This window comes from Paenibacillus sp. VCA1 (genome assembly GCF_031583795.1).
Classification (GTDB): domain Bacteria; phylum Bacillota; class Bacilli; order Paenibacillales; family Paenibacillaceae; genus Paenibacillus_AQ; species Paenibacillus_AQ albilobatus.
This window is the reverse complement of the sequence record NZ_JAVLSX010000008.1, coordinates 161,025-174,853: the sequence shown is the minus strand read 5'-3', so window position 1 is coordinate 174,853 and position 13,829 is coordinate 161,025. Positions and strand designations below refer to the sequence as shown.

Annotated in this window: 10 protein-coding genes; 2 read left to right on the top strand and 8 right to left on the bottom strand. The window is 53.6% G+C overall.

Annotated elements, in window-relative coordinates; translation table 11 throughout:
* Window positions 1-221 precede the first annotated feature (221 nt).
* From RJP21_RS19300 to RJP21_RS19290, 3 genes are read right to left on the bottom strand one after another with little or no spacing between them, the layout of a single operon-like run.
* On the bottom strand, window positions 222-1,310 hold the full coding sequence (locus tag RJP21_RS19300; protein WP_310860761.1) for a DUF4832 domain-containing protein: 1,089 nt from the start codon (window positions 1,308-1,310) through the stop codon (window positions 222-224).
* Window positions 1,307-2,614: an acyltransferase domain-containing protein gene (locus RJP21_RS19295; RefSeq protein WP_310860760.1), complete on the bottom strand. Its 1,308-nt coding sequence runs from the start codon at window positions 2,612-2,614 to the stop codon at window positions 1,307-1,309. Before RJP21_RS19295 ends, RJP21_RS19300 begins: the two co-directional genes overlap by 4 nt.
* A complete protein-coding gene (locus RJP21_RS19290) occupies window positions 2,592-3,956 on the bottom strand; it encodes a DUF4832 domain-containing protein (protein ID WP_310860759.1) in 1,365 nt (454 codons plus the stop codon). Before RJP21_RS19290 ends, RJP21_RS19295 begins: the two co-directional genes overlap by 23 nt.
* A gap of 432 nt (window positions 3,957-4,388) precedes the next feature.
* Between RJP21_RS19290 and RJP21_RS19285 the strand changes: the two genes are divergently transcribed.
* Together RJP21_RS19285 and RJP21_RS19280 are read left to right on the top strand one after the other, a co-directional pair.
* Window positions 4,389-5,411, top strand: a complete 1,023-nt coding sequence (locus RJP21_RS19285) for a LacI family DNA-binding transcriptional regulator (protein ID WP_310860758.1) — start codon at window positions 4,389-4,391, stop codon at window positions 5,409-5,411.
* Window positions 5,412-5,592: 181 nt separating this feature from the next.
* Window positions 5,593-7,581 carry a DUF4832 domain-containing protein gene (locus RJP21_RS19280; protein WP_310860757.1) on the top strand — a complete coding sequence of 663 codons (1,989 nt, stop codon included), beginning with the start codon at window positions 5,593-5,595 and terminating at the stop codon, window positions 7,579-7,581.
* Window positions 7,582-7,628: 47 nt separating this feature from the next.
* Here RJP21_RS19280 and RJP21_RS19275 read toward each other — a convergent pair whose 3' ends face one another.
* The 5 genes from RJP21_RS19275 to RJP21_RS19255 all read right to left on the bottom strand — a co-directional run bounded on the left by RJP21_RS19275 (window position 7,629) and on the right by RJP21_RS19255 (window position 13,597).
* Window positions 7,629-8,462, bottom strand: a complete 834-nt coding sequence (locus RJP21_RS19275) for a MurR/RpiR family transcriptional regulator (RefSeq protein WP_310860756.1) — start codon at window positions 8,460-8,462, stop codon at window positions 7,629-7,631.
* Between the two features lie 68 nt (window positions 8,463-8,530).
* Window positions 8,531-9,295 carry a PHP-associated domain-containing protein gene (locus RJP21_RS19270; protein WP_310860755.1) on the bottom strand — a complete coding sequence of 255 codons (765 nt, stop codon included), beginning with the start codon at window positions 9,293-9,295 and terminating at the stop codon, window positions 8,531-8,533.
* Entirely contained in the window at window positions 9,292-10,434 is a 1,143-nt protein-coding gene (locus RJP21_RS19265; protein ID WP_310860754.1) for an ABC transporter ATP-binding protein, read from the bottom strand. The genes RJP21_RS19270 and RJP21_RS19265 overlap by 4 nt, the downstream gene beginning before the upstream one ends.
* Entirely contained in the window at window positions 10,435-12,261 is a 1,827-nt protein-coding gene (locus RJP21_RS19260; RefSeq protein WP_310860753.1) for an ABC transporter permease, read from the bottom strand.
* Between the two features lie 34 nt (window positions 12,262-12,295).
* Window positions 12,296-13,597 carry an extracellular solute-binding protein gene (locus tag RJP21_RS19255; protein ID WP_310860752.1) on the bottom strand — a complete coding sequence of 434 codons (1,302 nt, stop codon included), beginning with the start codon at window positions 13,595-13,597 and terminating at the stop codon, window positions 12,296-12,298.
* Window positions 13,598-13,829: the final 232 nt, after the last annotated feature.

The following is a 13,829-nucleotide window of genomic DNA, read 5'->3' as shown; positions in this document are numbered from 1 at the left end:
CCGCTCACAAAGCATATGCTTTCGATGCTAGCTTTCCTACGGAAAGCTTTTAGGCGAACGCAGCATACGCTTCCGAAGCAGCTTTTTTTCAAAAAGCTTTCAGCTTCTTCAGAATCATTTCCCCTAGGTTCAATATTCTAAAGTTGTATCTTCTCGAGAATATTGAACCCTCTTGCCTAATCCTTGTCCTTCTCTTTAGTTCAACTTATATAGAAATCTGTTTATGCTTCCGGAAGCTTGGGATCTTCCAATGGATAATATCCTTCCGGATCGTACGAATCCCATATATTCTTAAGCGGATCTTCATCGGTGATTTCGACTTGGATCGTGCCGGCTTCATAATATCCATCCTGATGCGGGTTTTGTATATTCAGGGGGATGTAAGAACGGTCCTCGAAAAAAAGTCCCAGACTGAGCGTATATTTTCCCGGCGGCATATCCTGCAAGGGGATGATTTCGTTATGCACAAGATCCCCGGTCAACCATGAATGCATTGCCGCAAACAACGGAAGTTCATAGGAAATCTCCCCCCGCTTTAGCTGCACCCATAATTGGAATTTCCGATAAATTCTCGAAATGCCCGTGTTTACGAACCAAAATCGCAGCGGCAAGCTTCCGCGGCTAGATACGGTTTCCGAATAAGTCAGCCTTCGTAACGTCAGGTTATATCCGAGCCCAATATCCACATTCGAGAGGGCCGCATGCCAGCGATACGCCTCGCGCCTGCAATGAGGACCGCAGACCGCATCGGTCACATGGAGGACAACGGGATAACTTTTCCATACCTTCTGCAGACGGTTTCTGGCAAAAGCCTCGCAGCATTCGATCCAATTCTCCTCGCTGCACTTCACCAGCAGGCCGAATCCACGGCTGCGTTCCCTTAAATGTTGAATGAGTCTATCGTTCTGCACATCGGCAAGCAGCGTCTGCGTTTCGAACGAATCGACATAGGCGTTCCATTCTTCCTTGCTGCCGGCCAAGGTCGATATCGCAACGGCTGTAAGGCGTCTGTCCGAGTCGATATGACTCCCGACTTTTCGGACGAAAGCCGCAAAACAATCGCCGGCGTCATCCTTAACCCATAAAGGCAAGTCCGGCGTCAGGACAAGAATCGGGTTGTTTGCCGTGCCGAGTGCTTCTTGGATTGCTTCAAGCCTATATTCCCCCCGGGCCGGTTCAAGTTTTTTCCATGAAAAGGAAACATAATCGAACAAGCCGCGGTTTGAAACAGCATCCTTTTGGGATAAGGGCTCCGGCCGGATTTTTACGGTTTTGTACCTCTCGTAGTTTTCAAGCGAATATCGGCTCATCCGGTTACCTCCCTTAGATGGCTGTCAACGGTCCTGCGAAATTGCTCCATATCCGCTTCCGTAATATAAGGCATGCTGCCGATCCGTCCGATGTCTTCTTTCAATACGATCATGCTTAACGTGTTAAAACGTGCTCCCGTCTGCATATAGCCTGCAGCCGCTTTTTGCAGCGAGGTTGTAAATCCGCCGGGGCTGCGGACCGGATCGATGTTTCGGTCTCCAAAAACTTCATATCGCAGCATCCCGTCCCCTTCCAAGGTCGGATAATTGTAGAACTGTCGTTGAACGCGCACGATATTGCTTTTTTCGTTGTCCAATATGAGCGATAACCGGGTATCATAAAGCCAGCTTGCGCTCCAGAAGCCTTTGATGGGCATCTCCGGAAAATATTCGCCATAGAACTCCATGGCCATGGACATGGAATTTTTCAGCCGCTCCGGCGTATATCCGGGCCCGGATGGGATGTGAAGCGCTAAAAGCATGTCCCCTTCCTGAAGTGCAGGCTCCCAATCCTTCTTCAGGATCGACGTCGTTTCTCTTTCAACGAACCCCATCGGATTGATCCGATTGGCTCTGACCGATTCACCGTTCTCCTGCCATTCCGAAGTGAAACATCCATGCCGGTCATATACATCATTCACTCCGTTTCGTTGTCCATCGCTGCGAAATTCTTCACCCGCGTGCCGAAGAGCTATCACTTCTTGCGTGTCCACATGGCGGAACATGGTAAAGGGGTCTCCGAACCGGTATGGAATAAAATAAAACCGATCCAACAAAAAGATGGAGCAGGTATAAAAATTCATCGCCCACGGGAAATCATGAACCTTGGCATCGCCGTGCTGCACCAGTTTTTCCAATTGATGCTTCAAGGGCTGATGGGGAATCCGTTCATAATACGCTTTCGGTACGGAACGTTTCTGGAGCATTTCCATCGAAGGGACGACACAGGCCAGCAGCAAAAGAAATGAATATAAATCTCCGTCTTGGTCCATGCATCCCGGAGTCATATTGGTATAGTGGGTCTCGTCGCAGCGATTGCGCGCAGAGCACATCTCTTCCACTAGAAATTTGGTGAAGTGAAATAATACGGCATGCTGCTCAATCTCTTCGATTCCGCGAACGAGCCGCTGCCGGGTATGTTCAGGAATTTGATACTGCTCAAAGAGTTCGGACAGAAAATCGCGCGGAATAAGATAAGACTTATGATCCGGATGATAGCGGTTATATTTGGCTTCCAATCCTTCAGGCAAATAATCAAAATTACAGATGGCTGTACACTCGTTAAAATCTGGCTGCCTCTCCATTCCCTTCTTCCCCCCGTTTAACGATGACCTTACCCATCGGGTAATAACCTTGCGTATATCCCTCGATCGCCAGCCGGACATTTCCGATTTCCTTCACGCCGGTTTCGATGCCGATGTCCAAACGATACTCTCCTTCGGACATTTCTTCCGGCAAAACGAAACATTCTTCCCAGGCGATGTCTTCGTCCGGCAGCCACTCCCTAATATCCTCTCTGCTATGGAGCGTATAGGTTTGATCATGGCCGGTGAGCCTGACCACGAGCGGATAACGATTATAAATCGGAGCCACTCCTACGTTGGCCCACAAAGCACGGATTTCCAGCTCTCCCCCCGCCTTCACGACGGAGTCGTATGTAAATTTCCTTAATTCAAAGCGGTATCCCATCTTATTCAGCCATGATTTAACCTTCTCTTTCCAAGGTTCCGGAACCACGGTTCCTTTGTTGTTAAAAGAAGTAATATGCCATTTCAGCGTTTCTTGAATGATATAATCGATATCCCAGCCCTGCAGATACCAGTCATTCATATGCCAGCATGCTTCAAACAAAACCGGAGCTTTCTCCCAAGCATCGCCCATGTTAAAATTCTGAATATTTTGGGGATAGAAATCGGTCATATGCGACCACGCTTTGCCATGAAACCCTCCCATATCCCCCAAGCAATCGACGCGAAAGCCCACTTTGGCTTTACGGTCCTTGATGATCCGGATCGACATCGAGTCATGCAGCAGCGCCTGAAGTGGCGTGATTTTAAACCCATCGAAGTAGGCATCCGTAATTTGCTTAATCGCCTCCGGGTCCAAAAACTCGGTTCCCCCGCCTTCCCCCCAGGCCCCCACAATCGTCAAATCTACCGAACTGATGACCGGGTGCCCGTCAAACCGGGCGGCAAATGCCCTAATAAAATCAGACCAATACGCTGCATACGGCGTTTCTTTCGGATCTACTCTCCAGAAGGGAAAATCAGGTTCCTCCGGATATTCCGCCCGAAACCATGCCGGTATATCATCCTCTTCGCTTAACGCGTAAGGCGAACAACGAACCACTGCCGTGCAGCCGATCGATTTGGCGTAGTCCAGCTTTTCCTCCAGCACTTCCCAGTTGTACACCCCTTGAGCCGTTTCCACGTCCCGCCAGCGCACGCTGCAGAAATACACTTTGCTGTCAGGATGGTTGCAGGTTTCGCTATCTTCCGTGAACTTATATTTTTCCTGCTCTTCCCCCCGATTGTCGTAAATACGCTCCGGGTCCCCCATTAACCCCGGTGCTGCCGTAAACCCAATGCCCGGGTTGCTTATGAGGTCATCTAAAACAATTGGGTAAACCGTTACGGCTTTGTTCACGTCTTATCAGCCCCCCTGCCAAGTACGAATCAGAGATCGCATTTTGTTACGTTGTTGTTACGTTATTTTATTGCGTTTACTTTTGTTCTGTTTAGTGATTACATGTTAACCCATCCGAACGTAATACTGCAATATCAATTTTTAAAATTTAATAAATTTTCTAGTGCTAAAGCACGCAATATACATGTTATCATTGATTTTATCCTCGAATAAATATAAACTGAAAGAACGTAACACCGCAACGCAACAAACCCGCGCAACAAAAAGCCGACAAGCCCATCATTGTTTACCATGTAACATTTCGATAAACTCTAGATGGTGATCAATGAATCAATTTCATAATGCCATCGTTTGCTTCAACCTTATATCGCTTCATTTCGCATTTTAATCCATTATGAGATTGAGTAACTTAAAAGGAGATTGTGTATATAGATGAGTACGATTCGGGATGTTGCCAAATTAGCCAGTGTATCCACCGCCACCGTATCCAGAGTTTTGAACAATGATACGAAATATAAAATCACGGACGAAACGCGGGAAAGAGTGTGGCAAGCCGTTACGCAGCTTAACTATAAAATCAGCTCAAATTCCAAGCGGAAGGTTTCGGCCAAAGATCATTCCGAACAGATGTCGCATGCCAAAATCGGATGCGTATTAAGCGTGACCAAAGACAAATACAACGATCCTTATTTCATGTCGATCTTATCCGGCGTGGAGGAGCGATTGCTCAGCGCAGGCTATAATCTTGCCTTCATTCGGACCGGCATTGAACTGAACGACAATAAGATTTTATTCAACACCTTCAATGAGCCGATTACCGGTCTGATCCTCATGGAATCCTTGAACAACGAAACCTACGAGTACATCCGCAAGCAGGTGCCGTTTATCGTAGGCATTGATACAGAACGCGAGGATATCGATAATGTGGGTTATGATCATTACCATGTTGCTACGATGGCTGTAAACCACCTTATTGAAAAGGGCCATACCCAAATCGGATATATCGGGGGAGGCGGATTTGGGGGCAATTTGAAAAACAGCCGCCGCTACCGGGGTTATTATGCCACCATGCATGCTGCCGGATTAACCGTAAATCCCGATTGGGTGATGGACTGCATGTGGGATGAAACGGTCTGCATCGAACTAATCAATCGGTTATGTCAAACCAAAAATTACCCGACCGCTTTTTTCGTCGGCAGCGATTTAATGGCCATGGCCGCCCTCAACGGCTTGTACAACAACGGCATCTCCGTTCCAAATGAAGTGGCAGTTATAGGGCTGTCCAACATTGAGGTATCCAAATATTCCAACCCTCCGCTATCTACGATCGATGTGCCAACCAAAGAAATCGGCATGGTCGCCGTCGATAACTTAATAGACAGAATAAACGGAAACCAGCTGCTGCCTAAGAAAGTGATTTTGCCTACCCGTTTAGTATTGCGCAGTTCAACGTAATGGCCGGGCGAACGTAAACCAGACGACGAAGCGTCCGGCGCATAGTGCTCTTTTTCATGGTGAGCGTCGGACGATATGACTGGAAAGGAGGTGAAACTTCGCATACCGTATGTTCTAAGTTTGCAAAAAACTTTTGAACCCGCAGCTTTATGACACCAATCATTCTGTGAGGAGGTTTGTGATGAAAAGACGGGGTATACACATGAAATGGACATTCACTGTTTGTACTGTAGCGGCCATGCTCCTTACTCTGTTCCCTTTTCCCCACCTGATGTCGACTGCAAAAGCAGCCGCTTCGATCGTTGTCGACGGGAATCCAAGCGACTGGGAAGGAATACCGGCCATTTCCACCAATTCGGGAACCGCTAAAGTGTTAAAGGCTTCCCACGATGACAAAAATCTTTATTTGCTTGTGCAAGGCTCAGGGCTTAGCACCGCCATGGGGAGCTTCTGGCTGAATACGGACGGGAATGCTTCCACCGGATACCAAGCCTCCGGGTGGGGTGCGACGGGAGTCGAATGGCTCCTCGAAAATAATTCCCTGTACCGCTACGCGGGCACTGGAAGCACTTGGAGCTGGAATTTGTCTTCGTCTCTTCCTTCTTCCCAATATGCACGCACCGCATCGGCTGTCGAAGTCGCCATTCCTCTCGCTGCGCTTGGACTTGCCAAAGGCAGCAGCGTGAATATCGGTTATCTGGACAACAATTCCGATGTCAACCGTCTGCCGGCAAAGAACCAACCTCTGCCTGCCTATACGCTTAATGACAAAACTCCCGGAGGCAACCCTATCGAATTTTACCCGACCGAGCTGGATGACCCGCTAAACAATCCGTTTAAGGGCTGGGCTCCTTCAGCGAAATCCACCGGCTACCCTCAGAACCATCGTCTCGTTTATACCGGCATCACCTGGAAAGAGTTTGAGCCAACGAAGGGCAATTACGATTTCAGCGCCATTGAAGCGTCCAATCATTTCAGCTATTGGCAAAGCCGCGGTGTCAAGGTCGTGCTGCGCTTTATTCTGGACAATCCTTCCGGGGCGGCGCACCGGGATATCCCTGACTGGCTCTATAACGACATGGTAAATTCGGGACAATCTCCAGGTACGGCCTACCAAGATAAAACCGGAGGCATGGGGGCCGGCAACAATACGGGCTTCTCCCCGAATTACAGTTCCGAATATTTGATCGCCAGACACAAACTTGCGATCGAGGCGATTGCCAAGCACTACAACTCCCCCGACAGCCCGATCGCTTTTGTACAAATCGGTTCGCTGGGCCATTGGGCCGAATTTCATACTTGGCCTTACGTTGGTCCGAATGGGGAAAGCAACTATACGGGCGCATTCCCTAAAAACGAAATCTCCAACCAGTACATTCAGCATTATATTGACGCATTCACCGATCAGGAGGATCATACGCAGCTCTTGATCAGACGAAGCGTAGAATTGGCCAAGAACAATAACAAAGGTCTGATCATGGGAATGTACAATGACGTATTCGGCGATCAGCCAAGCTTCGATTCCGAATGGGGATGGTATACGGGCACCCAAAACGGTTATTGGGATGATATCGGCCAGAAACAGCCAAACCACGCCAACTTTTGGGACACCCGTGTCTCCGGCGGTGAATTTTACGGCGGGGACTATGGTTTGAAGGCTGCGCTTACGACAGGCAGCGGCTTCAATGAGACGCTGCGGCAAACCGAGCTCAGCAAGCCGAGCTGGCTTGGACCGAATTCTCCGGCATCCTTGGCGCTGGGCAATCCTTTGCAAGGCAACATGGACACGCTGAAGAAACGAATGGGCTACCACTTTGTCGTGAAGAAGGCGGCATATCCGCAAGAAAATGGCGGAAGCACGCTGGACGTATCCATCACGGTGGAAAATAAGGGCGTCCAACACTTCCCGTTCAACTGGCCGGTCGAAATTCAGCTGCGCAACAGCGGAGGCGCTATCGTGGCACGTCAAACGACGTCGGCGGACTTAAGAACCTGGAGAACCGGTTTGCATACGGTCACAGGCTTGCTCCCTACAAAGACGCTGCCGAGCGGAACCTATCAGCTGACCGTAGCGATTTTGAATCCGTCCACGAAACAACCGGCGGTCGACTTTGCTAATACGGACCGGCTTTCGGATGGAGCTTACAAGATCGGCACATGGACCAAATAATTCAAAAGCAATAGACTGCCAAAGCAAAAAAAAGCTGCCAAGCGGCTCTAAACCCGCTTTGGCAGCACCTTCTCATATTTTTTCCGCAGCTCATGCAGCTCCTCGCTTCCCGCGACCGCCTGCGCTCCCATCTGCTTGCCGACCGCCACGATCAGCGTCTCAAGCAGCGCCACCGGCGCCACCATGGAGTGAAACTCCCACAGCTGGCCGCGCGCGGTGTACAGGGTCACATCCGCCTTCTCCAGCATGGCGCTCACCGCAAGATCGGTGACGAGCAGCGTACGGCAGCCCTTGTCCCGGGCATAATCGAAAAGCACCGACAGCTCCGGCGACTCGGACACGAAGCCGAAGATAAGAATGACGTCCTGCGGCTGCACATGCACCAGCAGGTTCAGCAGCTCATGCCCGCCCCGGTCGAGCCGTTTGACCCGCATGCCGAACCGCGTCAGCCGGAAATCGGTCAACGCGGACAGGCTCTCTGCAGAGCCGGGCCCGTAAATATACACGGTCCCCGCCTCGCGCAGCAGCGACGCCGCCCGGTCAAACGCGTCCTGGCTCAGCCGGTCGGCCGTTTGCTGCAAATAATCCGCGCCGACCAGCAGGCTTGCGGCCGCGTCGTTTTCGTCCATTTTGGAAAACGCCGACTGCAGCTTCTGCGACGGGGACAGCAGCATCTCGTCCTTCACCTTCTGCTTGAATTCCTTCAGGTTTCTGCACCCGACCTCGGACCAGAACCGCGACACCGTCGACGTACTGACCTGACAGGCGGCGGCGATATCCTCCTCCACCATAAACGGAATGTCTTCCATATGCTTGCTGATATAATCCGCGATCCGCTGGTGTCCGCGGGACAGCTTATGGCCTTCCAGCGCCAGATTCATGGGGTTTTTGCCACCTCTCTAAAGCGGGATAAATGATCGACGGACTTAACGATGATGAGAATGAATCGTTAAACCGCCTCCACTTCGAACTTTTTCTTCAACAACTTCTTCACCGCGCCCGCCGCGCGCACCTGCAAATGCAGGCTCGGGGAAATGACCCGCTTGCACGCCCCGGCCCGGATGGCGGCCTTCAGCTCGGCGACGGTCTCGTAATCGCCCGGCAGCTCGTTGTATACGCAGCCGACCTGGAACATCTGGTGGGCGTCGCTCCCCGCCACGACCGGCACGCCCAGTTCCGCGCCGAGCGGCAGCACGAGGGCGATATTTTCCTGAATGCCGATCTCGTGCAGGTCTTTGCCGTTCAGGTCGAAGGCGTCAAACCGGCGCAGCAGCTCGTAGTCCACATGATATAGATGATTGGACTTGCGGAACGGGTGGCCGCCGATCACCATCATGCCGCGCGGCTCGCATAGATCGAACAGCTCCGCCAGTCCGATGAACGAATCCGGCTTCGTATGCGGCTCAAGCAGCGCCCGGACCTCAAGCAGGGCGTCCTTCGGTCCGGAGACAAGGATATGCCCGCCTTCGGCCACGTCCACTTCCATGCCCGTAAAAATTTTAAAGCCGTCGCGATCGTAATAATGGTTGTTGCACGGCAGCACCCGGTCGAGCGTCCCGTACACCTCGTCGAAGCGGCGCGTATTGAAATGTTCGGTCAGCGTGATCGCCTCCAGCCCCTGATCGCGGGCTTCATCCAGCATTTCGTTGAAATGCTTCATGGAGAAATCGGTTTTCTTGGACAGTTTAACATGAAAGTGAAAGTCAATTTTCATCGGTGCATTTCCTCCAATATGGGTGTAATCGTCGTCAGTTTCGTGTTCAGGCGGCTGCCTGTCTCACGGTCGTACAGGTTGATGCGGTCCTCGCGGAAGGTCGCATACAACACGCGACCCAGGGCGTAATCCGGGTCTCCCATGACCCGGGCGCTCAGCTTCTCTTGGCCGAAGGCCGCTCTCACCAGCGTTTCGCCGCCGGCGGGAAGTACATCTTCCACCTTCACCGGGATCGAGCCGGGAACCCGCGCCTCGTGCAGCGCGATATCCTCCGGCCTTAGGGTCAGGACCACGGCGCGATCCGCCCCGCCGTCCGGCCCTGCCAGCCGGAAGCTTCCCAGCGGCGTGCCGAGGATGCTTTCGTTTCCGTTCACGCGGCACATGCCCTCCACCCGGTTCAGCGGATGGTCCGAGCTGCCCATGAACTCCGCCACCTGCAGCGTCCGCGGATGGCGGTACAGCTCGCGCGGCGTGTCCACCTGCACCAGCTCGCCGCCAAAGAAGACGGCGACCTTCGTCGACAGCGTGATCGCCTCATGCTGGTCATGCGTCACGTAGACGATGGTCGTGCCCAGCTCGCGGTGCAGCCGCTTCAATTCGGCGCGCATCTCGGTCCGCAGCTTGGCGTCCAGGTTCGAGAGCGGCTCGTCGAGCAGCAGGATCGACGGGGACGTCACGATCGCCCGGGCGATCGCCACCCGCTGCTGCTGCCCGCCGGACAGCTCGCCGGGATAGCGGTCCGCCAGCTCGGGGATGCGCATTTTGTCCAAGGCAGCCCTGACGCTCTTCCGGATCTCGGCTTTCGGCTGTTTTCGGACCTGTAGGCCAAACGCGACGTTGTCAAAGACGGTCATATGCGGCCAAAGCGCATAACTCTGAAACACCAGGCTCACGCCCCGCTTCGCCGGATCCAGATGGAACGCCAAGCTCCCGTCGGCCACCTTGTTCCTGGAAATGACGACCGTTCCCCCGTTCAGCTTCTGCAGTCCCGCAATCGTGCGAAGCAGGGTCGTCTTGCCGCAGCCGGACGGGCCGAGCAGCGTCACGAAATCCCCTTCTTCGATGGTCAGGTCGATGCCTTTTAAAATATGCTTCTGCTGCACCTTCACATGAATCTGCCGCAGTTCAATCGCGTTCATTCATTGCCCTCCCAATCCTTTGGTTAAATCGGCCTTCCCGAACTTCACGGCAAGGGCGTAGACCGCCACGACGATCGCGATAATGATCATCAGCACGACGTTTGTCAGCTGGTCGTACCCTTTTTCCACATAATAAAAGGTCAGCGTCGTCAGCGTCTCCGTCCGCGGCGTCACGAGCATGATGATCAGCTCCATCTCCTTCATCGCCCCGATGAACACGAGGATGAAGGCCGACAGCAGGCTCTTGCGGCTAAGCGGCAGCAGCAGGCGCTTGAAGCGCGTAAACCAGGAGGCGCCGCCAAGCACGGCCGCTTCCTCCAGCTCCGGTCCGATCTGCATCATGGCGGCGCCGCCCGCCTTGACGGTAAAGGGCAGCTCTTTGACCACCGTAATCAAAATAATGATCGTAATGGTGCCGTACAGCGCCGGGATGAACAGAACCGGCTTCGCGAACATCGTAATATAAATCGCGGCAAGCGAAATGCCCGGAATGAAATACGGGAAGAAAGACAGCTGATCCACCAGCTTGCCCATGGCCGTGTTTTTGCCGCGGGCGACGGCGTAGCCGAACAGCAATCCGATCACCGCGGCCGCGACCGAGGCGATGCCGGCGATAACCAGTGAATTTTTCAGGGCGAGCAAGAAAATCGGGTTCTGCAGCACACCCTTCTCCCCGGTGTTGATATCCGGATCCGAACCGCCCGCCCAGTAATGAAGCGTGAAGTTGTCCGGGCTGAGCGAGCCGTTCTTCAGCAGGAACGTCTGCAGCAGCAGCACCAAAAACGGGACGACCGCGATCGCTACCATCCCGGCTACCGTCGCCACCGCCGCCGGACGCCGCCATTTGCCGAGCGGCATATGCGTCACGGCACTGCCTTTGCCCGACACGGTCACATAGCTGCGCCGGCCGCCGATCAGGCGCTGGTTGAAATAAATCGCCAGCATGGTGATCAGCATCAGCGTTAACGACAGCACGTTCGCCTCCGTCGTGAGACGCGACCGCATGCTGGAATACAACATCGTCGAGATCATGTAAAAATTGACCGGGGTGCCAAGCAGCGCAGGCACGCCGTAGGCGCTGACCGCCTTCGTAAATATCAAAATGAAGCCCGAAAGCACCGACGGCAGCATCAGCGGGAACACGACCCGCCGCAGCACCTGCAGCCGGCTCGCTCCCGCCATTTCGGCCGCCTCCTCCAGCTGGCTGTTCATCGAGCTGAGCGCCGCGCCGACAAGCAGAAAGAAATATACGCTGTCGTGGATGGACAGGGTCAACACGATCGGCACGAAGCCGTACGACAGCCAGTCCGGGAGCGCCACATGCAGCAGCGACTGCAGAATGCCTGGCGTGCCGCCGATTTTGTCGTTTTTGAAAAAGGTCAGCCACGCCTGGGACAGCATCCACGAAGGCAGCAAATACGGAATGATCGCCAGAAACGTGATCGTCTTTTTCAGCGGAATATCCGTCCGCGTCACAAGCCAGGCAAGCCCGCAGCCGAAAACCATCGACAGCGCCGAAACCGTCACCCCCACCGATAAGGCGTTCAGCACCGGCTTGTAAAAAAGGGACCAGCTCATGTCGCTCGCCAGCACGCGGCTCCAGTGGTACAGCGTCAGGTGCCCCGGATCCGCCGCGGGCGTGAGCCGGGCATCCTGGGTTTTCCAAATGAACGTCGAGTAGATTAAGTTCAGGACCGGCCAGACGATGGTGTACGCGAGAAACAGAAGGGCCGCCGTCCCAATCAGGTACAGCGGATTCCGCAGCGCATTGCGGCACCGGTTCAGCCATCTGGCCTGCCACGTATTCAGCATGGGTTTATGCAGCATCCGGTTTTCCTCCCGTCCGTGTCATTCACGTTCGTCATTTCTGCTTGATCCAGAAATCCCGGACTTTCGGCGCCTCAAAATACAGCTTCTCCCCATCGTAAATCCACAGGTTCAGATCCTCGAAAGCCACGTCGTTTTTGGTCTTCACATCCGAGCGCGGCACCCAGGATCCGATCTCGTTAAACGGCGCCATGCCTTCGCCCTGACCGTCCTTCTCGCCCATCATCCAGCGGATGAACAGCTTTGCTCCGGCCTGATGCGGCGCTTTGTTCGCGAGGAACAAATATCCGGAATCCGGCACCGACGTCTTCGGTTTCATATCGTAAATCGGAAGGACGTTCCAGCCCTTTTCCTCGACCTTCGACACGTCGCCGGACACCGCCAGCCCGACCGCGTCGCTGTTTGCTTTGCCGATCGCATCCAGCACGTCGTCGCTTCCTTTTAACACGACCAGCCCGTTATCGAACAGTTGCTTGATAAACTCGTAACCCGCGTTTTCCGTTCCGTGCAGCTCGATGTCCTTGCCGAATTTCTCCTTGTATGCCGCCGCCATATCGTCGCTGTGGAGGACCATCGTCGTAAACAAATCCATGAACGCCGGCGAACTGAGCGGATCGGCCGTGTACACCTTGCCCTTAAATTCCGGGGTCGTCAGGTCCCACCAGTTGGTGACCGGAGCCGACTTGTAATGATCGGTATTGTAAAAAAGCGTGCGGAACTCCAGATAGTTGGCATACCCTTCAGACTGCGTGCGGTACGGCTCGTCGACCTTCTCCGCCAGATCCTCCGGCAAGTACTTGACGTACCGTCCCGGCTTCACCATCTCTTCTTCGACGGCTCCGCTTACTTCCTTCGTGATGATCACGTCCGAGTTGAATTGTCCGGCGTCCTGCTCCTTCGTCACCTTGTCCATCATCTCGTCGGACTTGACCTTGCTCACCTCGACCTTGATGCCGGGATATTGTTTCATGAACGTCTCCGCAGCGTCGTTGGCGCGACCCGATGTCGAGTAGACGATGACCTTGCCTTCCTTTTTGGCTTGCTCATACAGCGCCTCCGGCGTTTCGCTGCCGGAAGCGGCCGCCGAACCTTGAACCGTCTCGGCCGACTCGGCCGGCTTGGTTGGCGCATCCGGGCTGCCTGCCGTTCCGCTTTCCCCCTGTCCGCATGCGGTCAGCAGCAGGGCCGTGCCCAAGACGAGCGCCGCCGCTTTGCCCGGCCAGGACCAGGCGTTTCGTTCTCCCCTTGGCGCGAATGTATCCCGCTCAATCCCCGTTATTCCTTTGGCGTTCCACTTCAAGACGGTCCTCTCGTTTACCTTCCCTTTTGTTCTCATGTTCCGTGGCCTCCCCATCGTTAAACTTCAATTCGCGAAGCGTATGGTCATCCGGATCTTTCGCTTACATCTTCACTATAGTGAGGGAGTGTCAACGGAATGTTAGGCGTACGTGCAATTTCGGTAAAAAATTATCATACAATTGTTAAAAGATAAAAAACTTTCATTTTGGCACATATTATGATTGCCTGTTTTGTCGGAAAATCCGGCACTGGAATATCGCGCCCCCCCT

Bases quoted from the DNA above. Each gene is read 5' to 3' on its own strand.
- RJP21_RS19285 (WP_310860758.1), top strand. From the start codon at position 4,389: ATGAGTACGATTCGGGATGTTGCCAAATTAGCCAGTGTATCCACCGCC.
- RJP21_RS19265 (WP_310860754.1), bottom strand. From the start codon at position 10,434: ATGAACGCGATTGAACTGCGGCAGATTCATGTGAAGGTGCAGCAGAAG.
- RJP21_RS19300 (WP_310860761.1), bottom strand. From the start codon at position 1,310: ATGAGCCGATATTCGCTTGAAAACTACGAGAGGTACAAAACCGTAAAA.
- RJP21_RS19280 (WP_310860757.1), top strand. From the start codon at position 5,593: ATGAAAAGACGGGGTATACACATGAAATGGACATTCACTGTTTGTACT.
- RJP21_RS19260 (WP_310860753.1), bottom strand. From the start codon at position 12,261: ATGCTGCATAAACCCATGCTGAATACGTGGCAGGCCAGATGGCTGAAC.
- RJP21_RS19270 (WP_310860755.1), bottom strand. From the start codon at position 9,295: ATGAAAATTGACTTTCACTTTCATGTTAAACTGTCCAAGAAAACCGAT.
- RJP21_RS19275 (WP_310860756.1), bottom strand. From the start codon at position 8,462: ATGAATCTGGCGCTGGAAGGCCATAAGCTGTCCCGCGGACACCAGCGG.
- RJP21_RS19295 (WP_310860760.1), bottom strand. From the start codon at position 2,614: ATGGAGAGGCAGCCAGATTTTAACGAGTGTACAGCCATCTGTAATTTT.
- RJP21_RS19255 (WP_310860752.1), bottom strand. From the start codon at position 13,597: ATGAGAACAAAAGGGAAGGTAAACGAGAGGACCGTCTTGAAGTGGAAC.